Origin of the sequence: Rugamonas rubra (assembly GCF_900114705.1) — a bacterium.
Classification (GTDB): domain Bacteria; phylum Pseudomonadota; class Gammaproteobacteria; order Burkholderiales; family Burkholderiaceae_D; genus Rugamonas; species Rugamonas rubra.
In genome coordinates this window covers 120,106-145,656 of sequence record NZ_FOTW01000012.1, presented here as the reverse complement: position 1 = coordinate 145,656, position 25,551 = coordinate 120,106, and the positions used below count along the sequence as shown (strand labels likewise).

Here is a 25,551-nt window from a genome sequence, read left to right as displayed (position 1 = left end):
CCGGGCCCGCGCCCGGTGGCCTAGGGTCAGGCCAGCTTGCCGTGGCAAGCCTTGAACTTCTTGCCGCTGCCGCAAGGGCAAGGGTCGTTGCGGCCGACCTTGTAATTGGCGGCGAAGTTGGGATCGTTCAACTCCTCTTCCGACATGGTCGGCGCCAGCAGTTCCTCCGGCGCGGCGTTCGGGTTGAAGTCGGCGTGCTGGTAGTGCACGTTCTCCACCTGTGGCGCCTGCATCGCCGCTTCGGCCGCGTCGATCTCCTCGCGCGACTGGATGCGCACCGTCATGATCAGCTTGACGACGTCGTTCTTGATCATGTCGAGCATCTGGCCGAACAGTTCGAAGGCTTCGCGCTTGTACTCCTGCTTCGGGTTCTTCTGCGCGTAGCCGCGCAGGTGGATGCCCTGGCGCAGGTGGTCCAGCGCGGCCAGGTGCTCGCGCCAGTGGCTGTCGACGCTTTGCAGCATGACGTTGCGCTCGAAACCGCCGAACGATTCCTTGCCGACGATGTCGATCTTCGACTGGTACAGCGCGTCGGCGGCGGCCAGCACGCGCTCGAGCAGCTCCTCGTCGGTCAGATTGGTCTCGGCGGCGAGCATCGCGCCCAGCGCCAGATCGATCTGCCACTCGGAGGCCAGGGTGGCTTCCAGCGCCTTGATGTTCCACTGTTCCTCGACCGATTCCTCGGGCACGTGTTCGCGCACGATGTCGGTGAAGGCGCCGTGGCGCAGCGACTCGATCAGTTCGGAGATGTCGGTGGTTTCGAGCAGCTCGTTGCGCTGCTGGTAGATCACCTTGCGCTGGTCGTTGGCGACGTCGTCGTATTCCAGCAATTGCTTGCGGATGTCGAAGTTGCGCGCCTCGACCTTGCGCTGGGCCGATTCGATCGAACGCGAGACGATGCCCGCCTCGATCGGTTCGCCTTCCGGCATCTTCAGGCGGTCCATGATGGCGCGCACGCGGTCGCCGGCGAAGATGCGCAGCAGCTGGTCGTCGAGCGACAGGAAGAAGCGCGAGGAGCCCGGATCGCCCTGGCGGGCGGCGCGGCCGCGCAACTGGTTGTCGACGCGGCGCGATTCGTGCCGCTCGGTGCCGATGATGTGCAGGCCGCCGGCCGCCACCACCTGCTCGTGCAGCGCCTGCCAGCCGTCGCGCAGCGCGGCGGCCTGGGCCGCCTTGTCGGCGTCGCCCAGCGCGGCGTTGGCCTCGATGAACTTGATCTGGTTCTCGACGTTGCCGCCCAGAACGATGTCGGTGCCGCGGCCGGCCATGTTGGTGGCGATGGTGATGGCTTTCGGGCTACCGGCCTGGGCGATGATCTCCGCCTCGCGGGCGTGCTGCTTGGCGTTGAGCACGTTGTGCGGCAACTTGGCCTTGGCCAGGATGCCCGACAACAGCTCGGAGTTCTCGATCGAGGTGGTACCCACCAGCACCGGTTGGCCGCTGTCGTAGCATTCGCGGATCTCCAGCAACATGGCGTTGTACTTCTCCATGGTCGACTTGTAGACCTGGTCCTGGCGGTCCTTGCGCTGCGACGGCCGGTTGGGCGGCACCACCACGGTTTCCAGGCCGTAGATCTCCTGGAACTCGTAGGCCTCGGTGTCGGCGGTGCCGGTCATGCCGGCCAGCTTGCCGTACATGCGGAAGTAGTTCTGGAAGGTGATCGAGGCCAGCGTCTGGTTCTCGTTCTGGATCTTCACGCCCTCTTTCGCCTCGACGGCCTGGTGCAGGCCGTCCGACCAGCGGCGCCCCGTCATCAGGCGGCCGGTGAATTCGTCGACGATCACCACTTCGTTGTTCTGCACCACGTAGTGCTGGTCCTTGAAGTACAGCGCGTGGGCGCGCAGCGCCGCGTACAGGTGGTGCACCAGGGTGATGTTGGCCGAGTCGTACAGCGAGGCGCCCTCGGGCAGCAGGCCCATCTGGGTCAGGATCGCCTCGGCCTTCTCGTGGCCGGCCTCGGTGAGCAGGACCTGGTGGGCCTTCTCGTCCTTGGTGTAGTCGCCCGCCACGTCGATCTTGCCCTTGCCGTCGGCGGTTTCCTCGCCGACCTGCAGGGTCAGCATGCCGGGCAGCTCGTTGATCTTGTAGTACAGGTCGGTGTGGTTCTCGGCCTGGCCGGAGATGATCAGCGGGGTGCGCGCCTCGTCGATCAGGATCGAATCGACCTCGTCGACGATGCCGAAGTTGAGCGCGCGCTGGACCCGGTCGCGCGCCTCGAACACCATGTTGTCGCGCAGGTAGTCGAAGCCGAACTCGTTGTTGGTGCCGTAGGTGATGTCCGAGGCGTAGGCGGCCTGCTTGGCGGCGTGCTCCATCTGCGACAGGTTGATGCCGGTGGTCAGACCGAGCCAGCTGTACAGCTTGCCCATGGTCTCGGCGTCGCGCTGGGCCAGGTAGTCGTTGACGGTGACGATGTGCACGCCCTTGCCCGACAGCGCGTTCAGGTAGGCCGGCAGGGTCGCGGTCAGCGTCTTGCCCTCGCCGGTGCCCATCTCGGCGATTTTGCCGAAGTGGAGCACCATGCCGCCGACCAGCTGCACGTCGAAGTGGCGCATCTTGAAGACGCGCTTGCTGGCCTCGCGGCAGACGGCGAAGGCCTCGGGCAGCAGCGCGTCGAGCGCCTCCCCCTTGGCGATGCGTTCCTTGAAGGCGGGCGTCTTCGCTTGCAGCTCGGCATCCGTCAGCTTTTCAATGACCGGCTCGAGCGCATTGATCTCGCGTACCGTTTTTTGGTATTGCTTGAGCAGCCGCTGGTTGCGGCTACCGAAAATCTGGGTCAGTAATGACATGCTTGAATTCTTGAAAAAAACGCCGTTTAAAAAGCTCTGTGGGGTGGAAAACGCCTTACCTTACGGAGTTCGACTATGGCAAAAGACGATGATTTTATCATGCGCCGCTGCCAAGATTGGGATATTGGCCTATATAACAATAGCCCAGCAGCAAACAATGCCACAAAATCAAGACATTTTAATGCCTGGTCGAAAAAAATTCGCGCCGGCGCCGGCCCCGCCTCGGCATGCGGGGGGCGGCTGTGATATGTTTCGCCGCATGCGATTCAACTCCTTCAACTCCTCCAACATCTCGGTGAAACGGCGCACCGCCGTCGGCGCCACCGACTTCCTGCGCCGCGACGACAAGATGGCCGCCCTGCTGCCGGCCATCGAGCGCATGGCCGCCCTGCAGAAGGACTGCGCCACGGCGCTGCCGGCCATGTTCAAGTATTGCGAGATCCTGCAGTTCGAGGACAACCAGCTGGTGCTGTCGACGCCCAACGCGGCGCTGGCGGCCAAGCTCAAGCAGCAGCTGCCCAAGCTGCAGGAGACGCTGGCGCGGCGCGGCTGGCAGGTGCACGGCGTCAAGTTGAAGGTGCAGATGATGAAGGCGGCCGAGGTCAAGGAGCAGATGCGCGCGCTGTTCCTCAACGAGGCGGCGATCAGCGCCTTCGACTCGCTGAGCGACTCGCTGGAACAGTCGGCGCAGAACGCCACCCTGATCGCCGCGCTGAAGGCGATGGTGGCGCGCCGCCGCGAGGGCTGAGCGAATGCCGGCGGCAAAATAGGGTCAGACCCTAGGGTCTGACCCTGGCGCGGTGCCTTCGGGCGGCGCTAAAACCGCTTAAGTCAGCGCCCACTCGCGCGCCATCTGGCGCAGATACGACGGCGGCGCCGTCTCGTTGGTGGCGAAGGAGACGATCTCGTAGGCCTCCGGATGCTTGAGCAGCTCGAGCAGCAGCTGGTTGTTGAGGGCATGGCCGGACTTGTGCGCCTCGTAGCTGGCCAGCAGCGGATGGCCGACCAGGTACAGGTCGCCGATGGCGTCGAGGATCTTGTGGCGGACGAACTCGTCCTCGTAGCGCAGGCCGTCCGAGTTGAGGATGCGATACTCGTCCATGACGATGGCGTTCTCCAGCGAGCCGCCGCGCGCCAGGCCGATGCCGCGCAACATCTCGACGTCCTGCATGAAGCCGAAGGTGCGGGCGCGCGCCACGTCGTGCACATACGACACGTCGCCGAAGTCGACATGGGCGCGCTGGGTGGTGCCGTCGACCGCCGGATGGTTGAATTCGATGAAAAAGTCTAATTTAAAACCGTTGTAGGGCGTCAAACGCGCCCATTTTTCCTTGTCGCCCTGGCCTTCGCGGATTTCCACCGGCTTGAGCACGCGGATGAACTTCTTCGCCGCCGGCTGCTCGTGCACGCCGGCCTGCTGCAGCAGATACACGAACGACGAGGCCGAGCCGTCCATGATGGGGATCTCCTCGGCGCTGACGTCGATGTACAGGTTGTCGATGCCCAGGCCGGCGCAGGCCGACATCAGGTGTTCGACGGTGGAGACGCGGGCGCCGTCCTTGACCAGCACCGAGGCCATGCGGGTGTCGCCGACGGCCGCCGCGCTGGCCGGGAAGTCGACCACCGGGTCGAGGTCGACACGGCGGAAGACGATGCCGGTGTCCGGCGCGGCCGGGCGCAGGGTCAGTTCGACCTTGGTGCCGGAGTGCAGTCCCACGCCGGTGGTGCGGACCAATTCTTTGACGGTGCGTTGTTTTAACATGCGAGGATTATAGCGAAGTTGTCGAGGCCGCGTCGGCCGGCCGTTTCCGCCCGGTCAAGGATGTTCCGCCTCGGCATGCACCGTCTCGCGCCGCACCAGGTAGATGCCGCTGGCGATGATGATCGCCGCGCCGAGCAGGGTGTAGCCGTCCGGCAGCACCTGCCACAACAGCCAGTCGATCGCCACGCCCCAGGCCAGCGCCGAGTATTCGAACGGCGCCACGGTCGAGGCCTTGCCCTTGCTGAAGGCCACCGTCATGGCCAGCTGGCCGAGGAAGCCGCTGACCGCCAGCGCCAGCAGCACCAGCAGGTCCTGCTGGCGCACCGCCACCCAGCCCTGGTAGGACAGCGCCAGGCCGCCGCCGGCCATCAACACCAGCAGCGAGAACATGATGGACTCGTTGGCGTCGGTGCGGCTGAGCACGCGGCTGGCGATGGCCGAGACGGCGTAGCAGGCCGCCGCGGCGAGGATGGCCAGGCCGCCCATGGTGAGAAAGCCGCTGCCGTCGGGCCGCAGCACCACCAGCACGCCGACCAGGCCGACGGCGATGGCGCACCACTGCGCGGCGTCGACCCGTTCCTTGAGGATGAACACCGACAGCGCCGTAATCAAGGTCGGGGCGATGAAGAAGATCGAGTAGGCCTCGGCCATCGACAGGGTTTTGAGGCCGTAGGCGAAGGTGGTCAGCATGACGATGCCGACCGCGCCGCGCAGCAGGTGCAGCGGCCAGCGGATCTTCAGCACGCGGCGAAAGGCGCCGCGATAGGCCAGGTAGGCGCACAACAGCGGTAGCGAGCTGAGCGCGCGCATCGCCGTCACCTGCATGGCGGGATAGTGGGACGACAGCACCTTCATCGAGGTGTCCATGATCGAGAACATGGCCACGGCGATCAGCATGGCGTAGATGCTGTGCAGGTTTTCTTTACGGGACGGCGAGGACAGGGGAAGCTCCTGGTGGGCGACGGCGGGGCCGCATGGAACGTCATCATGGCGACGTCCAGAGCCAGGACCGGGCCGGTTGCGACAGGCGCGCGGTCGCAACAATTATAACAAGGTAACTTTTCCCGCGTGCGGGCCGGGCGCGCGGGCGCTGCCGCTACGGCTGCCGCTGCGGCAGCAACATCACCAGCTTCAGGTCGTGCCGCTTGGCCAGATGCAAGGTGACCTGCTCGAAATCCAGCGCGCCGCGCTGCGGATGCTGGAAGCGGCGCGCGCCACCCTCGCGGCCGACCACGTTGCGCAGCGTCCACAGGCGCTGGAAGTCGGCGCTGTCGCGCGCCAGCCCGGCGATCAGGCCGGCCAGCGGCGCCTGGTCGGCGTGGCGGCCGCAGTCGGCACGGAACTCGGCCACCAGCCGGGCGGCGCGGTCGGGCCAGTCGACGATCAGGCCGCGCGCCTCGGGCGCGCTGAACATGAAGCGCAGCAGGTTCGGCACCGGCGCGCCGTCGAGCCGCGCCAGCCAGGGCGCGAACAGCGCGCCGGCGGCGGCGTTCCAGGCCACCGCGTCCCACTGCCGGTCGAGGATGTAGGCCGGCGCGGCGATCGCCTCGACCACGGCGGCCAGGCCGGGCTCGGCGCCGCTGTCGGCGGCGGCGTCGTGGGCCGGGTCGAGCTTGTCGGCCAGGCCGAACAGATAGCCGCGCTCGGCCGGGCTCAGCTGCAGCACCTGGGCCAGCCGCGCCAACATCCGGGCCGACGGCGACACCTCCCTGCCCTGCTCCAGCCAGGTCAGCCAGGTCGGACTGACCTCGCACAGCTGGGCCAGCTCCTCGCGGCGCAGGCCCGGCGTGCGGCGCCGGCCGCCACCCGGCAGGCCGGCGGCGGCCGGGGTGAGGCGCTCGCGGTGCGCGCGGATGAACTCGCCCAGAGGATTGTGCATGGTGGTTTTTATACCGGGATAAGTTGTTGGCTTGTTACAGGATAAAACACGGCCTATTCTGCAACAACACCCACCGCAACGCCAAGCCCAACCGGAGAAGCACATGAAACAGCAAGCCTACGTCGCGCAACAATTCGGCGACACCGCCAGCGCCTACCTGAGCAGCCCGACCCACGCCGAGGGCGCCGACCTCGTCGCCATGGGCCAGTTCGCCCGCCGCATGGGCCGCCCCGTGGTGCTCGACCTGGGCTGCGGCGCCGGCCACGCCAGCTTCGCCGTGGCGCCGTTCGCGCAGGCGGTCACCGCCTTCGACCTGTCGACGCAAATGCTCGAGGTGGTGGCCGGCGCCGCTGCCGCGCGCGGCCTGGACAACATCGCCACCCGCCAGGGCGACGTCGCCCGCCTGCCCTTCGCCGACGCCAGCTTCGACCTGGTGGTGACGCGCTTCTCGGCCCACCACTGGCTCGACGTGGCAGCCGCGCTGCGCGAGGCCCACCGCGTGCTGCGGCCGGCCGGGCGCCTGCTGGTGGTCGACATCGTCGCGCCGCCGCAGGCGCTGTACGACAGCACGCTGCAGGCGGTCGAGCTGCTGCGCGACGGCTCGCACGTGCGCGACTACCGGGTCTGCGAATGGGGCGCCAAGTTCGAACGGGCCGGCTTCACGCATCAACTGAGCAGCCAGTGGAAGCTGCCGATGCAGTTCGAACAGTGGGTGGCGCGCATGCGCACGCCGGCGCTGCGGGTGCAGGCGATCCGCAGCCTGTTCGACTCGGCGCCCGAGGAGGCGACGGCCTACTTCGCGCTGCAGGACGACTACTCGTTCTCGATCGACGCCGCACTGTTCGAGGCCGCCAAGCCGGGCGAGGAGATTTTCTAGTTCCCCCTGTTTGCCGGGTGCGGCCGAGCCTAGGAATGGCTGCGCTTGCCTGCCAGCGGGCGCTGCAATGCGTCGCGCTGCGCCTTCTTGGCGGCGACGATTTCATTCCATTCTTCTTCGGAAATCACCTCGTTCGTGCCGTTTTCCAGCCCATCGATTGCGTTTTGCACCTTTTTCCTAAACCATTCATCGTAAGAGTCTGGCATGTTCACCTCCGACGGCTAGCCAATCAACACCGCCGATCATACGCCGCTCGCCATGTGCTGGCGCAAGGCGGCCAGCGCGGTCTTGAGCGACGCCACCATGGCGGGGTCGGCGGCGATCTGCCGCTCGCCGAGGCCGGCGCCCACCAGCGGCAGCGTGATGCAGGCGGCCTCGACCACGCTGGCCGACATCACCGTGACCGTCTCCAGCAGGGCGGCGTGGGCGTGCGCGGCGCGCGGCGCGGCGTTGAACAGCGCCACCGGCTTGCCGACGAAGGACTGGTTGCCGACCATCCAGTCCAGGCCGTTCTTCAGCGCGCCGGTCACGCCGTGCGCGTATTCCGGGCTGGCGATGACGACGGCGTCGGCCTCGGTCAAGGCCTGCTCCAGGCGCGCCACCACGGCAGGCGGCGGCGCGATGTCGGGATTGAACAGCGGCAGCGCGCCCAGCTCCTGGTAGATGCGCACCTCGACGCCGGCCGGCGCGACGCCGGCCAGCACGCGCAGCAGCGTCGAGTTGATGGAGGCGGCCCGCAGGCTGCCGGAGATGGCGAGTATTTTCATGCTGGGGCGGCGGAAAAAATGGAGCCCCGATTGTATGCCGGATCGCCGCGCCGTGCCGACTGGCCCGGCTAGCCCGGCTGTTCCGCCTCCGGCGCCAGACAGGCGCGGCCCCGGCCCTGGTTCTTGGCGCGGTACAGCGCCTGGTCGGCGCGCCGCAGCAGCGCCTGGCTGTCGACCAGGCCCGCCGTCGCCACGGCGGCCACGCCGATGCTGACGGTGACCACCGCGTCGACCGTCGAGTCGGCGTGCTCGAGCCCCAGCGCGCGCACCGCCGCCTCGACCTTGTCGGCCATCGCCAGCGCGCCGGCGGCGTCGGTGTCCGGCAGCATGCAGACGAACTCCTCGCCGCCGTAGCGCGCCGCCAGGTCGAAGGGGCGCTGCAGCGCCGCCTGCAGCGCGCCGGCGACCCGCTTCAGGCACTCGTCGCCGGCCGGGTGGCCGTAGCGGTCGTTGTAGCGCTTGAAGAAGTCGACGTCGATCATCAACAGCGACAGCGGCAGGCCGCTGCGCTGGCAGCGCTGGCACTCGGCCTCGAGCCGCTCGTTCAGATAGCGCCGGTTGGCGATCGCCGTCAGGCCGTCGGTGTGCGCCATGGCGTGCAGCGCGTCGACGTGCAGCTTGAGCTGCCAATGGGCGCGCACGCGGTTGCGCAGCGTCAGCGGATTGACCGGCTTGTTGACGAAGTCGGCCGCGCCCACCTGCCAGCAGGCGTTCTCCTCCTCGGTCTGCGAACCGGCGGTGACGAAGATCACAGCGATCGACTCGGTGGCCGGGTTCTGCTTGAGGCGGCGGCACACCTCCAGCCCGTCCATGCCGGGCATGAAGACGTCGAGCAGGATCAGATCGGGCAGCGCCGTGGCGCACAGGTCGATGGCCTGCTGGCCGCCGGTGGCGGCGAAGATCTCGTACTCGCTGGCCAGGATCTGGTGCATCAGGCGGATGTTCTCCGGCCGGTCGTCGACCAGCAGCAGGCGGCCGCGCCGCAGCGACGGGGGAAAAGGCGTCGTCATCTCCTGGTTCTCCTTAAGTGGCGGCGGGCTGCAGCTGCCGCAGGATCGCCTCGCAGCGCCGTACCGCCAGGGCGAAATCGAAGCGTTCTATGGCCTCGTTGAGGTCGGCGAAGCCGTCCGGCGGCCGCTCACCCAGATCGTAGCGCAACTGCTCGAACAAGGCCAGCGCGTCCAGGTTCGACTCGGCCAGCTGGCGCCGCAGGGTCTCCAGCCGGGCGGCCAGCGTCTGCGCGGCGACGGGCGCCGGCGGCGGCAGCGGCGCCTCGGCCGCCAGCAAGTCGCCGGCCAGTCGGCCGGCGCTGCGCGCCGCCAGCCGGCCCGCCGCCAGCAGCCGGCCGTGCGCCTGGCCCCATTCGGCGGCGCCGGCGCCGGATGCGTCGGCGCCGCCGGCGGCGGCGTCGGCGTCACGCCCGGCGCGCAGCATGTCCTCCATGCGCAGCGCCGCCTCGGCCAGCTCGTCGGCGCCGATGGTGCCGGCCAGTCCCTTCAGGCTGTGCAGCGCGGCGGCGGTCGGCGCCGTCCGCGCCGGCGCGGCGGCCGCGCCGAGCGGCGCCGGCAGCACCGCCACCTCGGCGGCGAAGTGCTCCAGCGCGCGCCGGTAGAACAGCGCGTTGCCGCCGAAGCGGGCCAGCGCGGCGGCGCCGTTCAGCCCCGGGCGGCGCAACTCGGGCAGCGCCGCGCCCTGCGCCTCGGCGGCCGCCGGCGCCGGCGCAGGCGCGCCAGCGCGGCCGGTGTGGCGCAGGATGGTGGCGATCAGCTGGTCCAGGTCGAAGGGCTTGCCGACATGGTCGTTCATGCCGGCCGCGAAGGCCAGCGCGCGGTCGCTGTCCATCGCGTTGGCGGTCATGGCGACGATCGGCAGCTCGCGCTGGCGCAGCCGGCGCCGGATGATGCGGGTGGCGGCGTAGCCGTCCATGGCCGGCATCTGCACGTCCATCAGCACGCAGTCGAACGGCGGGCTGGCGTGGCGCACCGCCGCGATGGCCGCGCGGCCGTCGTCGGCGGTCTGCACGATGGCGCCGGCGTTGCTCAGCAACTCCTGCGCCACCTGCTGGTTGATCGGGTGGTCCTCCACCAGCAGCAGGCGCACGCCGGCCAGCGGCCGCCGGCCGGGCGCCGGCGCCGGCGCGCCCGGCAGCGGCGCCGCGCCGGCGGCCAGCGCCTGGGCCGCCGCGTCGAACAACATCGAGGCGGTGACCGGCTTGACCACGAAGGTGCTCAGCGCGGTCTGGCCCAGCTCCTGGCAGCGCGCGAAGGCCTCGCGCTGGTGCGCGCTGAGCGTGACGATGACGGCCGGCCGCCGTTCGGCCGGCATGCGCTCGATGCGCCGGCCGGTCTCCCAGCCGTCCATGTCCGGCATGCTCCAGTCGAGGAACAGCACGTCGTGGCGCGGCGTGTCGTCGCGCTCGATCAGCGCCAGCGCCTGCGCGCCGCCACTGGCGGTGTCGACCTGCCAGCCGAAGCGTTGCAGCATCGAGCCCATCGCGGCGCGGGCGTGGGCGTTGTCGTCGACCAGCAGGCAGCGCAGCTGCTGCGCGCGGACGCCGCCGCGCGCAACCGGCTCGGCCGGCTCGGCCGGCTGGCAGACGATGTGGAAGCTGAACACGCTGCCCTGCCCCGGCGTGCTGGCCACCTCGATGGTGCCGTGCATCAGGCTGACCAGGCGCTGGCTGATCGCCAGCCCCAGGCCGGAGCCGCCGTAGCGCCGCGCGGTCGACGCCTCGGCCTGCGAGAAGCCCTCGAAGATGCGCCGGCACTGCTGCGGCGAGATGCCGATGCCGGTGTCGCGGATGGCGAAGCCGAGGCCGAGCGCCTGCGCGCCGTGGCGCGCCTGCTCGTCGGCCGACAGCGCGCACAGGCGCACCGCCAGCGCCACCTCGCCGCGCTCGGTGAACTTGACGGCGTTGCCGGCCAGGTTGAGCAGCACCTGCTGCAGGCGCATGGCGTCGCCCACCACGCGGTCGGGCAGCGCCGGGTCGATCTCGTAGAGGATCTCGATGTCCTTGGCGCCGACGTTGGCCGACAGGATCACCGCCGCCTCGCGCAGCAGGCGGTCGATGCTGAACGGCTGCGGGTCGAGCGCCAGCTTGCCCGCCTCGACGCGGGAGAAGTCGAGGATGTCGTTGAGGATGGCCAGCAGGGTGCGGCCGGCGCCCTCGGCCTTGCCGGCGTAGTCGAGCTGGCGGGCGTCGAGCGCGGTCTGCTTGAGCAGCGCCAGCATGCCCAGCACCGCGTTCATCGGCGAGCGGATCTCGTGGCTCATGTTGGCGAGGAACTCGGACTTGGCCTGGTTGGCGCCGTCGGCGGCGCGCTTGGCCAGGCGCAGCACCTCCTCGGCCTGCTGCTGGACGGTGATGTCGCGGTTGATGCCGAGCACCCGCACCGGCCGGCCGGCGGCGTCGCGCTCGACCGAGGCGGCGCCCTGCACGTAGCGCAGCTCGCCGTCCGGCCGGCGGATGCGGAACACCGGGTCGTAGACGCTGCTGGCGTCGAGCACGCCGGCCAGCTTGGCCACCACGGCGTCGACGTCGTCCGGGTGCACGCAGGCGCGCCAGCGCTCGAAATCGAGGCCGCCCTGGCGCTGTTCCGGCGCCACGCCGTACAGCTGGTACATGCGCTCGTTCCACTCGATCAGGTTGCCCTCCAGCGTCCAGGTCCAAATGCCCAGCTCGGCCACCTCGGCGGCGTTCTGCAACTGGTCGCGCGCCGCCACCAGCTTGCGCCTGTCCTCCTCGCGCGCCGACACGTCCGAGGCGATGCCCAGGTAGCCGTTGACCGCGCCGTCCTCGCCGCGCAGCGCGCTGACCGACAGCTGGGCCAGGAAGCGCGAGCCGTCCTTGCGCACGTAGGTCCACTCGCGCTCGTCGTCGAGGCCCAGCCTGGCCTTGGCGACGAACACCTCGAAGCCGGGCGCCACCTCGCGCCCCAGCTCGCGCGACAAGGCGGCGGCGCGCGCGCGCACCTCGCCGGCGTCGTGCAGCATGGCCGGCGTGCGCCGCCCCAGCACCTCGCCGGCGCCATAGCCGAGCATGCGCTCGGCGGCCGGGTTGAACAGCTGGATCAGGCCCTCGGTGTCGGTGGCGATGATGGAATAGGAGGCGTGCGCCAGGATGGCCCGCTGCAGCATGGTGACCGACTCGATCTGCCGGGTGCGCTCGCGCACCTGGTCCTCCAGCGTGGCGTTGAGTTCGTTGATGCGGCGGCTGGCGGCGACCTGCCCGCTGATGTCGCGCACCGTCTCGGCGACGCCGACCAGGCGGCCGTCGGCGGTGCGGATCGGCGACGACAGCACCGACACGGCCAGCGTGCTGCCGTCCTTGCGCCGGCGCGTCGCGTTGAACTCGTGGGCGCCGCCGCCGGCGGCGATGCCGGCCATGGCGGCGCGCTCCTCGAGCTCGCCGTCGGACGGCACGATCAGCGCCAGCAGCGGCTGGCCCAGCGCCTCCTCGGCGCTGTAGCCGAGCATCTGCTCGGCGCCGTGGTTCCAGCTGGTGACCACGCCGTCGAGCGTCTTGCCGACGATGGCGTCGAGCGAGTTCTCGACGATCGCCGACAGGCGCGCCTGGTAGGCGTACACCTTGCGCCGCTGGCGCAGGTACAGGTAGCCGGCGGCGCCGACCACCAGCGCGCCGGCCAGCATGGCCGCCAGCAGGTTGGCGCGCGCCGCCGCCTCCGCCGCCCGCACCTCCTCGTCGTCGGTGACCAGCACGTAGCGCAGATCGCGCTGCGGCGCCTCCGGGTCGAGCACCACGCGCCGCTCGGCGGCGTGAACCGCGCCGTTGGCGGAGAGGTAGCGGCGCAGATTGGTCGCCAGCCGCTGGTCGGCGGCGGCGGGGCGGAACTCGTCCTGCCAGCGCCAGCGCTGGCCCAGGTCGAAGCCGTAGCTGCGTCCGGCGTCCGGATGCAGCAGGAAGTCGCCGGCGCCGTTGACCAGGTAGGCGCGCAGGTCCGGCGGCATGTTGGCGTGCAGCGGCGACATGATGGTGTTGACGTCGTAGTTCAGCACCAGCACACCGAACAGCACGCCGGCCCGGTCGTACACCGGGGTGGCGGCGCGCAGCGTGGCCTGCGGCGGCATCTGCACCTTGCCGTTCTCGCGGTTCAGGGTCAGGTCGGACAGGTAGGTCTGCCCCACGCCCAGCCGCACGGCGGCGCGCATATACTCGGTGTCGCCCTTCTCCTGCAACTGCCCGGCCGGAACACTGACGATGACGTCGCCGCGCCGCTCGACGCGGATCAACTCGCGGCCGTGGTTGGCCACGCCGATCAGGCGCACCTGGAAAATGTCCGGTCTGGCCTCGGCGTAGGCGCTGAAGATGCGCTCGAGGCGGCGCTCCCACAACGCCAGCGGGGTGTTCTCCTCGGCGTCGAAGCCGCGGTTGCCGCTGGCCCGGACGATGCCCGTCATCGGCGGCACGCTGGCGAGGAAGTGCACGTCGCGCCGCAGGTCCTCCATCTGGCGCACCAGGATGTTGATGTTGGCGGTGCTGCGCCCGTTCATGCGCACCTCGAGCTGACTCAGGCTGGACTGGGCCTCGTGGCGGCCGACGGCGTATACGGCCAGCGCCAGCAAGGCGGCGACGCCGAGCACGCCGGCCAGCAGCGCGGCCAGCCGCAGGGGCCGGCGCGACCAGGCGCGCGGCGGCCCGTCGGCGCCGGCGCCGGCGCCGATGCCGGACAAGCGGCGCGGTGGTGTTCCAGTCACCTTTTCCGGTCTGCGCATGTTTCCCAATAGAAGGAATAGATATCCCCCTATTATGTTTCATTCCAGCATGGGCAAGCGCCGCCGCGATGCAAAAACAACAGCGCCAAGCCACAGCCGGGCCCGCCATGGCGCGGCCGGCGCGCCAATGCAAAACGGCGCCGCAGCGCCGTTTTGTTCACATCGGAAGAGCCGGGGCGAAGATTACAGCTATTACAGCTGGCCCAGCAGCGTTTCCGCGTTCGACACTTCGAACTTGCCGCCCTGCTCGATGTTGAGCTGGCTGACCACGCCGTTGTCGACCAGCAGCGAGTAGCGCTGCGAGCGGGTGCCCATGCCGAACTTGCTGAAGTCGGCGTCCAGGCCCAGGGCCTTGGAGTAGGCGGCGTTGCCGTCGGCCATCATGCGGACGATGCCGGTGGCCTTCTGGTCGCGGCCCCAAGCGCCCATGACGAAGGCGTCGTTGACCGAGATGCACCAGATTTCGTCGACGCCCTTGGCCTTCAGGTCGGCGGCGTGCTGGACGTAGCCAGGCACGTGTTGCGCGGAGCAGGTCGGGGTGTAGGCGCCCGGCAGGCCGAAGATGGCGATCTTCTTGCCCTTGACCAGGTCTTGCACGTTGAAAGTGTTCGGGCCCAGCGCGCAGCCTTCGGTTTCGGTCTCTACGAATTCGGACAGGGTGCCTTCTGGCAGGGTGTCGCCGATTTTGATGGTCATGTTTGACTCCTCTTTATAGTGGTTGATCGTGGATAGGCGGGATGCCGGCCTTACCCCGCCAGCGAAGGGGTCAGACCCCATGCGGGGTCTGACCCCGTGGCGCAGCGGGGTGCGGGGCAAAAAAAAGCCGCGCTAGGCGCGGCTCATCCCGGCATAGACGTGCAGTATGCCTGAAGCTTTCTGATCCTGCAGAAACCGACCCGCGAACCGGCCGCGCCCCCCTGGAGAGCGCGGCGCGGCGGCGAGCGCCTAGTCCGCCTGCTTGCGCAGGAAGGCCGGGATGTCGTAGGTTTCCATGCCGTTCTTTTCCATCGCGCGCACCTGCTCGGAGGCCGATTCGCGACGCCATACCGCCGGCGCCTTCATGCCGTCGAAGGCCGGCGCGCCGCCGCCGCCCATGCCGCTGGTGGCGCCCATCGACACCGAGGCGGCCGCGCCGCCACCCATCGATGCGGACGGCATCATCGGGCTGTTGTGGGTGCCGGTGCGCAGCATTTGCTGCGGCACCAGTTGCACGTGCTTCTTGGTCTTGCCCAGGCCGGTGGCGACCACGGTGACGCGGATCGCGTCGCCCATCTCGTCGTCGTAGGCGATGCCCTGGGCGATCGACGCGTCCGGCGCGGCGAAGGCGCGCACGGCGGCCATGACTTCCTTGATCTCCTTACCCTTCAGGCCACGGCTGGCGGTGACGTTGACCAGCACGCCGCGCGCGCCGGACAGGTCGACGCCGTCGAGCAGCGGCGAGGCCACCGCTTGTTCGGCGGCGATGCGGGCGCGGTCGACGCCGGAGGCGGTCGCCGTGCCCATCATGGCCTTGCCCTGCTCGCCCATGATGGTCTTGACGTCGTTGAAGTCGACGTTGATGTGGCCCGGCACGTTGATGATCTCGGCGATACCGGCCACCGCGTTGTTGAGCACATCGTCGGCGTGTTGCAGCCACTCGATCAGCGACTCGTCCTCGTAGATCTCTTCGAGCTTCTCGTTGAGGATGACGATCAGCGAGTCGACGTTGGCCGACAGCTGCTCGAGGCCCTCGTCGGCGATGTCCATGCACTTCTGGCCCTCGTGCGAGAACGGCTTGGAGACCACCGCGACGGTCAGCGCGCCGAGCGACTTGGCGATCTCGGCGACGATAGGCGCGGCGCCGGTGCCGGTGCCGCCGCCCATGCCGGCGGCGATGAAGACCATGTGCGCGCCGCGCAGCGAGTCCTCGATGCGCTGGCGCGATTCCTCGGCCAGCTTGCGGCCGACCTCGGGCTTCATGCCGGCGCCCAGGCCGGTCTCGCCGATCTGGATGATGTTGTGCGCCTTGGAGGTCGACAAGGCCTGCGCGTCGGTGTTGGCGGCGATGAACTCGACGCCCGACATGCCCTTGTTGATCATATGTTGAACTGCGTTGCCACCTGCTCCGCCGACTCCGACGACCTTGATGACGGTACCCAAAGATGCGTTATCGACCATATCAAACTCCATGATGTGCTCCTATCAGAATGCGGTTTTCAAGCGCCAGTCCTCATATTGGTAGAAGAACTGGGGATTGAAAACTGCAGTTTAAGTTAAATTATATAAACCGTTGTTTTCGAATCGAATTGCCTACGCTGCTAAAAGAGCCAGTACCGCACCAACCTTAAAAATTCCCTAAAAACCATTCCTTCATGCGCTGCCAAACCGCCTTCACCGAACCGTCCTGGCGCGTCACGATGTGGCCGCGCAGGTATTGTTTTTTCGCCTCCAACAGCAGGCCCAGCACCGTCGCGTAGCGCGGGCTGCGCACCACGTCGGCCAGCTGGCCGCGGTAGTCCGGCGTGCCCAGGCGCGCCGGCTTGAGGAAGATGTCCTCGGCCATTTCGACCATGCCCGGCATGATCGCCGTGCCGCCGGTCAGCACGATGCCCGACGACAGCACGCCCTCGTAGCCGGATTCGCGCACCACCTGGTGCACCATGGCGAACAGCTCCTCGACGCGCGGCTCGATCACCGCCGCCAGCGCCTGGCGCGACAGGTTGCGCGGGCCACGGTCGCCCAGGCCCGGCACCTCGAGCGACTCGCCCGGATCGGCCAACACCTGCTTGGCGACGCCGTAGCGGATCTTGATCTCTTCCGCCTCCGAGGTCGGCGTTCGCAGCGCCATGGCGATGTCGTTGGTGATCTGGTCGCCGGCGATCGGAATCACCGCCGTGTGGCGGATCGCGCCGTCGGAGAACACCGCCACGTCGGTGGTGCCGCCGCCGATGTCGATCAACACCACGCCCAGCTCCTTCTCGTCCGGCGTCAGCACGGCGTCGGCCGAGGCCATCGGCTGCAAGATCAGGTCGGACACTTCCAGCCCGCAGCGGCGCACGCACTTGACGATGTTCTGCACCGCCGAGACGGCGCCGGTGACGATGTGCACCTTGACCTCGAGGCGGATGCCGCTCATGCCGATCGGCTCGCGCACGTCCTCCTGGCTGTCGACGATGAACTCCTGCGGCACCGTGTGCAGCAGCTGCTGGTCGGTCGGGATGTTGACCGCCTTGGCCGTCTCGATCACCCGCGCCACGTCGGTGGCGGTGACTTCCTTGTCCTTGATGGCCACCATGCCGCTCGAATTGAAGCTGCGGATATGGCTGCCGGCGATGCCGGCGTAGACGTTGCGGATCTTGCAGTCGGCCATCAGCTCCGCCTCCTCCAGCGCGCGCTGGATGGACTCGACGGTCGCTTCGATGTTGACCACCACGCCCTTCTTCAAGCCCTTCGATTCGTGCTGACCCAGCCCGATCACCTCGTGGCGCCCGTCGGACATCACCTCGGCCACCACGGCCACCACTTTCGAGGTGCCGATGTCGAGGCCGACGATCAGGTTTTTCGCGTCTTTTGTCATTTCTCTCGCCTACTGTGTGTGCCTGCTGATTGGCTTTAAATTATTCGTATTGTTCTTTGCTGCCGCCGGTCGCGGTTTCGGCTTGGCGCCCTCGGCCGGAATCTTCAATCCCGTCGCCGACAAGGCCAGCCCGTTCTGGTAGCGCATATCGATGGTCTCGATGTTGGGCAGGTGGGTCACCAGCTGCGGGTAAATCCCCATCAGCCGGTCGACCCGTTCCTTCAAGGTGGTGCTGGTCTGCTCGCGGCCCAGGGCCACGCTCATGCCGTTGTTCAGTTTCACCGTCCAGGCGTAGCGCGTCGACAGCGACAGCGCCTGCGGCACCAGCTGCAGCGGGGCGAACCAGCCGCGCAGCTCGGCGAAGCGCGACAGCACCTCCTTCTCGCTGCCCTCCGGTCCGTCGAACTCGGGCAGCACGTGGTCCTCCTCCGCCTCGGCCAGGTTGGCGGTGAACACGTCGCCCTTGGTCGACAGCAGGCGGCCGTCCTCGCCCCAGGTGCCGAGCGCCTCGTGCTCCTCCAGCGCGACGATCAGCTGGTCCGGCCATTCGCGGCGCACGGCGGCGCGGCGCACCCAGGGCACCGACTCGAAGGCCTGCCGCACCGCGTCCAGGTTGGTGGTGAAGAAGTTGCCCTTGATGCGACCGAGCGCGCCGTTGCGCAGCGTCAGATGGTTCACATGCTTGAGTTCGTCCTGCGCCATGCTCTCGATGCGGATGCTGCGCAGCGTGAACATCGGCCGCTGCGCCAGCCACCAGACGCCCGCCGCCAGGCATGCCAGCAGCACCAGGGCAAAAATGCCGTTGGCGGTAGCATTCAAGGCTTTAGCGTCTTGCCACATACTCGATTACCCCTCTACCTTGACGGCGCCGGCCATCTTCAAACGCGCCGAACGCAGAATCTCCACGCACAGGTCCTCGTAGCTGATGCCCTCGGCGCGCGCCGCCATCGGCACCAGCGAGTGGCTGGTCATGCCGGGCGAGGTGTTGGCCTCCAACAGGAAGGGCTTCTGGTCGCTCTCGCGCAGCAGCACGTCGACCCGGCCCCAACCCTCGCAACCGAGCGTGCGGTAGGCTTCCACGGCGATGCGCTGCACCTCGGCGGCCAGCGCCGGTTCCAGCACGGCCGGGCAGAAGTACTGCGTGTCGTCGGTGAAGTACTTGTTCTGGTAGTCGTAGTTGCCCTTCGGCGCGACGATCTCGACGATCGGCAGCGCGCGCGCGTCGGCGCCACGGCCAAGGATGGCGACGGTCAGTTCGCGGCCGGTGACGAAGGCCTCGGCCAGCACCGAGTCGTCCAGCGCGGCGGCGATGTCGTAGGCGGCCTGGAACTCGTCGGCCGCGCCGACCTTGGTGATGCCGATCGAGGAACCCTCGTGCGGCGGCTTGACGATCAAGGGCAGGCCCAGCTCGGCGGCCACCTTGGCCAGGTCGGCGCCGCTGTCGAGCACCGCGTACTTCGGCGTCGGCAGGCCGTGCATCAGCCAGACGATCTTGGTGTAGATCTTGTCCATGCCGACGGCGCAGGCCATCACGCCGCTGCCGGTGTAGGGAATGCCCAGTTGTTCCAGCGCGCCCTGCAGGCTGCCGTCCTCGCCGAAGCGGCCGTGCAGCGCGATGAAGACGCGGTCGAATTTTTCCGCCGCCAGCTCGGCCAGGGTGCGCAGGCCGGTGTCGAAGGGGTGGGCGTCGATGCCACGGCTCAGCAGGGCCTTCAGCACGCCGGCGCCGGACATCAGCGAGACCTCGCGCTCGGCGGAACGGCCGCCGAACAGCACGCCGACCTTGCCGAGTGCCTGTGCTTCAGTGGGGGTAATGTGGTTCACGTTCAGACCTTCGGATAGTTAGTCAGTTTGGCGGGCACGCCGCTGATCGAGCCCGCGCCCATGGTGATGACGACGTCGCCGTCGCGCACCACGCTCATGATGGTTTCCGGCATGTCGCCGATGGCTTCCACGAAAATCGGTTCGGTTTTGCCGCGCGCGCGCAGCGCGTGCGCCAGCGCGCGGCCGTCGGCCGCCACCACCGGCGCCTCGCCGGCGGCGTAGACCTCGGCCAGCACCAGCACGTCGGCGCTGCCGAGCACCTTGACGAAGTCCTCGAACAGGTCGCGCGTGCGGCTGTAGCGGTGCGGCTGGAAGGCCAGCACCAGGCGGCGGCCGGGGAAGGCGGCGCGCGCGGCTGCCAGGGTCACCTCGGTCTCGACCGGGTGGTGGCCGAAGTCGTCGACCAGGGCGAAGGTGCCGGCGGCGCCGCCGTGGTCAGCGTTGACGATGGCCACCTCGCCGTAGCGGGTGAAGCGGCGGCCGACGCCGGCAAAGCCGGCCAGGCCGGCCTGGGTGTCCTTGTCCTCGACGCCGATCTCGCGGGCGATGGCCACCGCCGAGCAGGCGTTCTGCACATTGTGCATGCCGGGCTGGTTGAGCACCACGTCCAGATCCGGGTAGCCGTCCTGGATCACCGTGAAATGCATTTCCAGGCCGACGGCGCGGGCGTTCACGGCGCGCACCTCGGCGTCCTGGTGGAAGCCGTAGGTGGTCACCGGCTTGGTCACGAAGGGGATGATCGAACGCACGTGGGCGTCGTCGATGCACAGCATGGCGCGGCCGTAGAACGGCAGGCGGTGGGTGAACTGCACGAAGGCCTGCTTGAGCTTTTCAAAATCGTGCTCGTAGGTCTCCATGTGGTCGGCGTCGATGTTGGTGATGACCTCGATCATCGGCGTCAGGTTCAGGAAGGAGGCGTCCGACTCGTCGGCCTCGGCCACCAGGTACTCGCCGGTGCCCAGCTTGGCGTTGGCGCCGGCGCTGGTCAGGCGGCCGCCGATGACGAAGGTCGGGTCCAACCCGCCCTGCGCCAGCACGGAGGCGACCAGGCTGGTGGTGGTGGTCTTGCCGTGGGTGCCGGCGATGGCGATGCCGCGCTTGAGGCGCATCAACTCGCCCAGCATGACGGCGCGCGGCACGATGGGGATCTTGCGGCTGCGCGCGGCGACCACTTCCGGGTTGTCCTGCTGGACGGCGGTCGAGGTGACCACGGCGTCGGCGTCGCCGATGTTTTCGGCGGCGTGGCCCTGCGCCACCTTGGCGCCCAGGCTCACCAGGCGATGCGTGACCGCGTTGCTGCCCAGGTCGGAGCCGGTGACGGTGTAGCCGAGCGTGAGCAGCACCTCGGCGATGCCGCTCATGCCGCTGCCGCCGATGCCGACGAAGTGAATGTTTTGTACTTTGTGCTTCATGCCAGTTGTTCCAATACGTTTGCGATCGCGTCGTTCGCGTCGCGCTTACCCGCCGCGCGCGCCGCCGTTGCCATGGTTTGGCAGGCGCCGCGCGTCAGCGTTTCGAGCAGGGTTGCCAGGCTTCTGGCGTTCATTTCCGTTTGCGGCATGTGGATCGCCGCGTTTTGCCGCGCCATCCATTGCGCGTTGTCGCGCTGGTGGCTGGTGGTGGAGGCGACCAGCGGGACCAACACGCTGGCGACGCCGGCGGCGGTCAGTTCGGACAGCGTAATCGCGCCGGCGCGGCATATTATCAGATCGGCATCACGATAGGCGCACGCCATGTCGTCGATGAAGTCGACCACGTTGGCCTGCACGCCGGCCTGCGCGTAGCTGGCGCGCAGGGCGTCGATGTTCTTCTTGCCCGACTGGTGGGTGACCAGCGGCCGCTGGGCGGCCGGGATCAGCGCCAGCGCGGCCGGCAGGGTGTCGTTGAGCGCCTTGGCGCCCAGGCTGCCGCCCACCACCAGGATGCGCAGCGGCCCCTCGCGGCCGGCGAAGCGCTGCTCCGGTCCGGCCAGGTCGAGGATCTCCTTACGCACCGGATTGCCGGTGACGACGGCCTTGCCGGCGGCGCGGCCGAAGTTGGCCGGGAAGCCGAAGCAGACCTTCTTCGCCAGCGGCGTCAGGGTCTTGTTCGACAACAGCAGCGCCGCGTCGGCGTTGACCAGCACCAGCGGCACGCCGCGCAGGCGCGCCATCATGCCGCCGGGGACGGTGACGTAGCCGCCCATGCCCAGCACCACGTCCGGCTTGCGGCTGCCGATGTAGCCGAAGCAGGCGGCAAAGCCGGCCAGCATCTTGAACGCGCCGCTAATCGTGTGCTTGAGGCCCTTGCCGCGCATGCCGGAGAAGTCGATGGCGTCCATCGCGATGCCGTGTTTCGGCACCAGCTCTTGTTCCATGCCGTGGGCGGTGCCCAGCCAGCTCACTTCCCAGCCGCGCGCGCGCATGGTCTGGGCGATCGCCAGGCCGGGGAAAATGTGGCCGCCGGTACCGGCCGCCATGATCATCAATCGTTTCATAATCTGCCACCACGCATCAGAACCCGGTTCTCGTAGTCGATCCGGAGCAGGATCGCGAGTCCGACGCAGTTAATCACCACACCCGTGCCGCCATAGCTCATCAGCGGCAAGGTCAAACCCTTGGTCGGCAGCAGACCCAGGTTGACACCCATATTGATAAAAGTTTGCACGCCGATCCAGATGCCGATGCCCTTGGCGGTGAGGCCGGCGAAGGTCTGGTCGATGGCGATGGCCTGGCGGCCGATGTCGAAGGCGCGCTTGATGATCCAGTAGAACATGGCGATCACCACCAGCACGCCGGCCAGGCCGAGTTCCTCGCCGATCACCGCCAGCAGGAAGTCGGTATGCGCTTCCGGCAGGTAGTGCAGCTTCTCGACGCTGCCGCCCAGGCCAACGCCAAAAATCTCGCCGCGCCCGAAGGCGATCAGCGAGTGCGTCAATTGGTAGGCCTTGTTGAGCGCGTTGTCCTCCTGCCAGGGGTCGAGGTAGGCGAAGTAGCGCTCGCGGCGGAACTTGGACAGCGCGATGATGCTGCCGAAAATCGTCACCAGCACGACGCCGATGCCGCCGAACCAGATGGCGTTGATCCCGCCGAGGAACAGGATGCCCATGGCGATGCAGACGATCACGCCGAAGGCGCCCAGGTCCGGCTCGAGCAGCAGCAACAGGCCGACGCAGCCGACCGCCAGCGCCATCGGCATGAAGCCCTTGGTCAGCTTGTGCATGTATTCCTGCTTGCGCACGGTGTAGTCGGCGGCGTACAGCACCGCCACCACCTTCATCAGCTCGGACGGCTGGATGTTGAACACCTTCAGCGACAGCCAGCGGCGGCCGCCGTTGACCACCACGCCGAGGCCGGGGATCAGCACCATCACCAGCAGCACCAGGGTGCCGATGAACAGGTAGGGCGCGGCCTTCTGCAGGTCGGCGATGCGGATGCGGAAGACGAACAGGCCGGCCAGCAGCGAGACGACGACGAACATCGCCTGGCGCATCAGGAAGTAGGTGTTCTGCCAGCGCGCGTAGTTGGCGAACTTGGGCGAGTCGGGCAGCGAGATCGAGGCCGAGTAGACCATCACCATCCCCAGCAGCATCAGCAACAGCGTGACCCAGACCAGCGGCTGGTCGTATTCCATCATCTTCGACTGCCGGGCGTGACTGTCCATCGGCGTGCTCGCCGACGATCCAGAAAAGCGGAATGGCAGTTGGAAGGACATCAGATCTCCTGTCCGTGGTCGAGCGCGATGCCGCGCACGGCGTCGACGAAGACCTCGGCGCGGTGGGCGTAGTTCTTGAACATGTCCAGGCTGGCGCAGGCGGGCGACAACAGCACGGCGTCGCCGGCTTGGGCCAGTTCGCTGGCGCGCCGCACCGCCAGCGGCAGGTCGGCGCAGTCCTCGAGCTCGACGCCGCTCACGTCCAGCGCGGCGCGCAGGGCCGGCGCGTCGCGGCCGATCAGCAGCACCGCGCGCACATAGCGCGACACCGGCTCGGCCAGCGGCGCGAAGTCCTGGCCCTTGCCGTCGCCGCCGGCGATCAGCACCAGGCGTTGCTGCTCGCCGGTGAAGCTCTTGCCCAGGCCGACCAGCGCGGCCACGGTGGCGCCGACGTTGGTGCCCTTGCTGTCGTCGTAGTATTCGATGCCGTCGACGGCGGTGATCAGCTCGACCCGGTGCGGCTGGCCGCGATAGTCGCGCAGGCCGTGCAGCAGCGGCGCCAGCGGCAGGCCGATGGCGCGGCACAGCGCCAGCGCGGCCAGCGCGTTGGCGGCGTTGTGCAGGCCACGGATTTGCAGCGCGTCGGCCGGCATCAGGTTCTTGACGGTGCAGTCGGCCGGCGCCGGCGCCGGCTCGTTCTTGCGGCGCTTCTTCTGCTCCTGCTCCTCGCCCGGCTCGGCGCAGGCCAGCCAGAAGATGCCGCGCTCGTTGTTCAGGCCGAAGCTGTTGGCCAGCAGCGGCGCGTCGGTGCCGAAGGTGGCGCTGTCGGCGGCCGGATCGGCCATCTGCATCACGGCGGCGTCGTCGCGGTTGAGCACGCGCACGGTGTCGGCGCCGAAGATGCGTTGTTTGTCGGCCGCGTAGGCGGCCATGCTGCCGTGCCAGTCCAGGTGGTCCTGGCTGATGTTGAGCACGGTGGCGGCGTCGGCCCGCAGGCTGAAGGTGGTGTGCAGCTGGAAGCTGGACAACTCGAGTACCCATACCTGTGGCAGGGTCTTCTCCGCCACGGCCACGCGCAGCACGTCGAGCGCGGCCGGGCTGATGTTGCCGGCCACGCGCACGCTCTGGCCGGCGCGTTCGCACAACTGGCCGACCAGGCTGGTGACGGTGGTCTTGCCGTTGGTGCCGGTGATGGCGATGACCTTCGGCTGGTAGGCGCGTTCGTCCTTGAGCACGTCGAGCGCCTGGGCGAACAGTTCGATCTCGCCCCACAGCGGAATCTCGCGCGCGGCGGCGGCCGGCGCGATCTCGGCCAACTCGCGGTTCGGCGCCAGGCCTGGGCTGACGGCGACGAAGCTGATACCGTCGAGCAGCTCGGCGCCGAACGGGCCGGCGACGAACTCGGCGTCCGGCACGGCGGCGCGCAGCGCGGCCAGGCGCTCGGGCGCCTCGCGCGTGTCGGCCACGCGCAGGCGCGCGCCGCACTCGGCCAGCCAGAGCGCCATCGCCAGGCCGGATTCGCCCAGCCCGAGTACCAATGCGTGTTGTGCCAGATAGATCATCAGCGCAGCTTCAGTGTGGACAGGCCAACCAGTACCAGCATCATCGTGATGATCCAAAAGCGCACGACGACCTGGGTCTCTTTCCAGCCTTTTTGCTCGAAATGGTGGTGCAGCGGCGCCATCAGGAAGACGCGGCGGCCGACGCCGAAGCGCTTCTTGGTGATCTTGAACCAGCTCACCTGGATGATCACCGACACCGTCTCGGCGACGAACACGCCGCCCATGATGAACAGCACGATCTCCTGGCGCACGATGACGGCCAGGGTGCCGAGCGCGCCGCCCAGCGCCAGCGCGCCGACGTCGCCCATGAAGACCTGGGCCGGGTGGGTGTTAAACCACAGGAAGGCCAGGCCGGCGCCGGCCAGCGCGCCGCAGAAGATGATCAATTCGCCCGCGCCGGGAATGTGCGGGATGAACAGGTATTTCGAATAGGTGGCGCTGCCGGTCAGGTAGGCGAACAGGCCGAGCGCGGCGCCGACCAGGATGGTCGGCATGATGGCCAGGCCGTCCAGGCCGTCGGTGAAGTTGACGGCGTTGCTGGTGCCGACGATGACGCAGTAGGTCAACGCGATGAAGCCCCACACGCCGAGCGGATAGCTGATGGTCTTGAAGAAGGGGACGATCAAGTCGGCCTTGGGCGGCAGGTCCATCGAGAAGCCCGACTGGACCCAGGCGAAGAACAGCTCGAACACCTTGCCGGCGTTGGGCGCAGAGACCGAGAAGGCCAGGTACAGCGCGGCGGCGAGGCCGACCAGCGACTGCCAGAAGTACTTTTCAACCGAGCGCATGCCCTCCGGGTCCTGCCGCACCACCTTGCGGTAGTCGTCGACCCAGCCGACCATGCCGAAACCCAGCGTGACCACCAGCACCGGCCAGATCAGGCGGTTCGACAGGTCGCACCACAGCAGCGTCGAGACGCCGATCGAGATCAGCAACAGCACGCCGCCCATGGTCGGGGTGCCGTGTTTTTTCAGGTGGGTCTGCGGACCGTCGGTGCGCACCGCCTGGCCGTACTTCATCGCCGTCAGCTTGCGGATCACCGCCGGACCGGCGCACAGGCCGATCGTCAACGCCGTGATGGTGGCGAACACCGCGCGGAAGGTGATGAAGTTAAAGACCCGTAACGGCCCCAGGTCCTGTTGAAAATACTGTGCGAGCCAAAGCAGCAT

At 68.3% G+C, this 25,551-nt stretch carries 21 protein-coding genes; 3 read left to right on the top strand and 18 right to left on the bottom strand.

The window, feature by feature from the left end:
- Positions 1-26: 26 nt before the first annotated feature.
- Positions 27-2,789 carry a preprotein translocase subunit SecA gene (gene secA, locus BM252_RS13915; RefSeq protein ID WP_093388267.1) on the bottom strand — a complete coding sequence of 921 codons (2,763 nt, stop codon included), beginning with the start codon at positions 2,787-2,789 and terminating at the stop codon, positions 27-29.
- Positions 2,790-2,864: 75 nt separating this feature from the next.
- Between secA and BM252_RS31025 the strand changes: the two genes are divergently transcribed.
- Together BM252_RS31025 and BM252_RS13910 are read left to right on the top strand one after the other, a co-directional pair.
- Positions 2,865-3,035 (top strand): hypothetical protein, encoded by a 171-nt coding sequence (locus tag BM252_RS31025; RefSeq protein ID WP_174900524.1) that lies wholly within the window; start codon positions 2,865-2,867, stop codon positions 3,033-3,035.
- 13 nt (positions 3,036-3,048) lie between these two features.
- Positions 3,049-3,537 carry a DciA family protein gene (locus BM252_RS13910; RefSeq protein ID WP_245774246.1) on the top strand — a complete coding sequence of 163 codons (489 nt, stop codon included), beginning with the start codon at positions 3,049-3,051 and terminating at the stop codon, positions 3,535-3,537.
- A gap of 78 nt (positions 3,538-3,615) precedes the next feature.
- Here the strand turns inward: BM252_RS13910 and lpxC are convergent, their stop codons facing one another.
- The 3 genes from lpxC to BM252_RS13895 all read right to left on the bottom strand — a co-directional run bounded on the left by lpxC (position 3,616) and on the right by BM252_RS13895 (position 6,430).
- A complete protein-coding gene (gene lpxC / locus BM252_RS13905; RefSeq protein ID WP_093388265.1) occupies positions 3,616-4,551 on the bottom strand; it encodes a UDP-3-O-acyl-N-acetylglucosamine deacetylase in 936 nt (311 codons plus the stop codon).
- A 54-nt stretch (positions 4,552-4,605) separates the two neighbouring features.
- Positions 4,606-5,448 carry a DMT family transporter gene (locus BM252_RS13900; protein ID WP_093388264.1) on the bottom strand — a complete coding sequence of 281 codons (843 nt, stop codon included), beginning with the start codon at positions 5,446-5,448 and terminating at the stop codon, positions 4,606-4,608.
- 199 nt (positions 5,449-5,647) lie between these two features.
- On the bottom strand, positions 5,648-6,430 hold the full coding sequence (locus tag BM252_RS13895) for a helix-turn-helix transcriptional regulator (RefSeq protein ID WP_093388263.1): 783 nt from the start codon (positions 6,428-6,430) through the stop codon (positions 5,648-5,650).
- A gap of 103 nt (positions 6,431-6,533) precedes the next feature.
- On the opposite strand from BM252_RS13895, the gene BM252_RS13890 reads away from it, so the two are divergent.
- On the top strand, positions 6,534-7,307 hold the full coding sequence (locus tag BM252_RS13890; protein ID WP_093388262.1) for a class I SAM-dependent methyltransferase: 774 nt from the start codon (positions 6,534-6,536) through the stop codon (positions 7,305-7,307).
- A gap of 29 nt (positions 7,308-7,336) precedes the next feature.
- Here BM252_RS13890 and BM252_RS31020 read toward each other — a convergent pair whose 3' ends face one another.
- The 14 genes from BM252_RS31020 to mraY form a co-directional block, all read right to left on the bottom strand.
- Positions 7,337-7,513 carry a hypothetical protein gene (locus BM252_RS31020; RefSeq protein ID WP_174900523.1) on the bottom strand — a complete coding sequence of 59 codons (177 nt, stop codon included), beginning with the start codon at positions 7,511-7,513 and terminating at the stop codon, positions 7,337-7,339.
- Between the two features lie 36 nt (positions 7,514-7,549).
- Positions 7,550-8,074: an NADPH-dependent FMN reductase gene (locus BM252_RS13885; RefSeq protein ID WP_093388261.1), complete on the bottom strand. Its 525-nt coding sequence runs from the start codon at positions 8,072-8,074 to the stop codon at positions 7,550-7,552.
- A gap of 68 nt (positions 8,075-8,142) precedes the next feature.
- Positions 8,143-9,084: a diguanylate cyclase gene (locus tag BM252_RS13880; protein WP_093388260.1), complete on the bottom strand. Its 942-nt coding sequence runs from the start codon at positions 9,082-9,084 to the stop codon at positions 8,143-8,145.
- A gap of 13 nt (positions 9,085-9,097) precedes the next feature.
- The gene (locus BM252_RS13875) at positions 9,098-13,807 is read right to left on the bottom strand and encodes a PAS domain S-box protein (RefSeq protein WP_139236489.1); all 4,710 of its coding nucleotides are present in this window, start codon (positions 13,805-13,807) and stop codon (positions 9,098-9,100) included.
- A gap of 192 nt (positions 13,808-13,999) precedes the next feature.
- Positions 14,000-14,503, bottom strand: a complete 504-nt coding sequence (locus BM252_RS13870; protein ID WP_093388258.1) for a peroxiredoxin — start codon at positions 14,501-14,503, stop codon at positions 14,000-14,002.
- A gap of 249 nt (positions 14,504-14,752) precedes the next feature.
- Positions 14,753-15,976 (bottom strand): cell division protein FtsZ, encoded by a 1,224-nt coding sequence (gene ftsZ / locus BM252_RS13865; RefSeq protein WP_093388257.1) that lies wholly within the window; start codon positions 15,974-15,976, stop codon positions 14,753-14,755.
- Positions 15,977-16,130: 154 nt separating this feature from the next.
- Complete coding sequence (gene ftsA / locus BM252_RS13860; RefSeq protein ID WP_093388256.1) at positions 16,131-17,363, bottom strand: cell division protein FtsA; 1,233 nt, start codon at positions 17,361-17,363, stop codon at positions 16,131-16,133.
- A 9-nt stretch (positions 17,364-17,372) separates the two neighbouring features.
- Positions 17,373-18,203 carry a cell division protein FtsQ/DivIB gene (locus BM252_RS13855; protein WP_093388255.1) on the bottom strand — a complete coding sequence of 277 codons (831 nt, stop codon included), beginning with the start codon at positions 18,201-18,203 and terminating at the stop codon, positions 17,373-17,375.
- 6 nt (positions 18,204-18,209) lie between these two features.
- Positions 18,210-19,187 carry a D-alanine--D-alanine ligase gene (locus BM252_RS13850; RefSeq protein ID WP_093388254.1) on the bottom strand — a complete coding sequence of 326 codons (978 nt, stop codon included), beginning with the start codon at positions 19,185-19,187 and terminating at the stop codon, positions 18,210-18,212.
- A gap of 2 nt (positions 19,188-19,189) precedes the next feature.
- Positions 19,190-20,599, bottom strand: a complete 1,410-nt coding sequence (gene murC, locus BM252_RS13845; protein WP_093388253.1) for a UDP-N-acetylmuramate--L-alanine ligase — start codon at positions 20,597-20,599, stop codon at positions 19,190-19,192.
- A complete protein-coding gene (gene murG, locus BM252_RS13840; RefSeq protein ID WP_245774245.1) occupies positions 20,596-21,663 on the bottom strand; it encodes an undecaprenyldiphospho-muramoylpentapeptide beta-N-acetylglucosaminyltransferase in 1,068 nt (355 codons plus the stop codon). Before murG ends, murC begins: the two co-directional genes overlap by 4 nt.
- The gene (ftsW, locus tag BM252_RS13835; RefSeq protein WP_093388251.1) at positions 21,660-22,880 is read right to left on the bottom strand and encodes a putative lipid II flippase FtsW; all 1,221 of its coding nucleotides are present in this window, start codon (positions 22,878-22,880) and stop codon (positions 21,660-21,662) included. Before ftsW ends, murG begins: the two co-directional genes overlap by 4 nt.
- Positions 22,880-24,382 (bottom strand): UDP-N-acetylmuramoyl-L-alanine--D-glutamate ligase, encoded by a 1,503-nt coding sequence (murD, locus tag BM252_RS13830; RefSeq protein ID WP_093388250.1) that lies wholly within the window; start codon positions 24,380-24,382, stop codon positions 22,880-22,882. The genes ftsW and murD overlap by 1 nt, the downstream gene beginning before the upstream one ends.
- Complete coding sequence (gene mraY / locus BM252_RS13825) at positions 24,382-25,551, bottom strand: phospho-N-acetylmuramoyl-pentapeptide-transferase (protein ID WP_093388249.1); 1,170 nt, start codon at positions 25,549-25,551, stop codon at positions 24,382-24,384. The genes murD and mraY overlap by 1 nt, the downstream gene beginning before the upstream one ends.

Bases quoted from the DNA above. Each gene is read 5' to 3' on its own strand.
- secA (WP_093388267.1), bottom strand. From the start codon at position 2,789: ATGTCATTACTGACCCAGATTTTCGGTAGCCGCAACCAGCGGCTGCTC.
- BM252_RS31025 (WP_174900524.1), top strand. From the start codon at position 2,865: ATGGCAAAAGACGATGATTTTATCATGCGCCGCTGCCAAGATTGGGAT.
- BM252_RS13910 (WP_245774246.1), top strand. From the start codon at position 3,049: ATGCGATTCAACTCCTTCAACTCCTCCAACATCTCGGTGAAACGGCGC.
- lpxC (WP_093388265.1), bottom strand. From the start codon at position 4,551: ATGTTAAAACAACGCACCGTCAAAGAATTGGTCCGCACCACCGGCGTG.
- BM252_RS13900 (WP_093388264.1), bottom strand. From the start codon at position 5,448: ATGCTGATCGCCGTGGCCATGTTCTCGATCATGGACACCTCGATGAAG.
- BM252_RS13895 (WP_093388263.1), bottom strand. From the start codon at position 6,430: ATGCACAATCCTCTGGGCGAGTTCATCCGCGCGCACCGCGAGCGCCTC.
- BM252_RS13890 (WP_093388262.1), top strand. From the start codon at position 6,534: ATGAAACAGCAAGCCTACGTCGCGCAACAATTCGGCGACACCGCCAGC.
- BM252_RS31020 (WP_174900523.1), bottom strand. From the start codon at position 7,513: ATGCCAGACTCTTACGATGAATGGTTTAGGAAAAAGGTGCAAAACGCA.
- BM252_RS13885 (WP_093388261.1), bottom strand. From the start codon at position 8,074: ATGAAAATACTCGCCATCTCCGGCAGCCTGCGGGCCGCCTCCATCAAC.
- BM252_RS13880 (WP_093388260.1), bottom strand. From the start codon at position 9,084: ATGACGACGCCTTTTCCCCCGTCGCTGCGGCGCGGCCGCCTGCTGCTG.
- BM252_RS13875 (WP_139236489.1), bottom strand. From the start codon at position 13,807: ATGCGCAGACCGGAAAAGGTGACTGGAACACCACCGCGCCGCTTGTCC.
- BM252_RS13870 (WP_093388258.1), bottom strand. From the start codon at position 14,503: ATGACCATCAAAATCGGCGACACCCTGCCAGAAGGCACCCTGTCCGAA.
- ftsZ (WP_093388257.1), bottom strand. From the start codon at position 15,976: ATGGAGTTTGATATGGTCGATAACGCATCTTTGGGTACCGTCATCAAG.
- ftsA (WP_093388256.1), bottom strand. From the start codon at position 17,363: ATGACAAAAGACGCGAAAAACCTGATCGTCGGCCTCGACATCGGCACC.
- BM252_RS13855 (WP_093388255.1), bottom strand. From the start codon at position 18,203: ATGTGGCAAGACGCTAAAGCCTTGAATGCTACCGCCAACGGCATTTTT.
- murC (WP_093388253.1), bottom strand. From the start codon at position 20,599: ATGAAGCACAAAGTACAAAACATTCACTTCGTCGGCATCGGCGGCAGC.
- murG (WP_245774245.1), bottom strand. From the start codon at position 21,663: ATGAAACGATTGATGATCATGGCGGCCGGTACCGGCGGCCACATTTTC.
- ftsW (WP_093388251.1), bottom strand. From the start codon at position 22,880: ATGTCCTTCCAACTGCCATTCCGCTTTTCTGGATCGTCGGCGAGCACG.
- murD (WP_093388250.1), bottom strand. From the start codon at position 24,382: ATGATCTATCTGGCACAACACGCATTGGTACTCGGGCTGGGCGAATCC.
- mraY (WP_093388249.1), bottom strand. From the start codon at position 25,551: ATGCTGCTTTGGCTCGCACAGTATTTTCAACAGGACCTGGGGCCGTTA.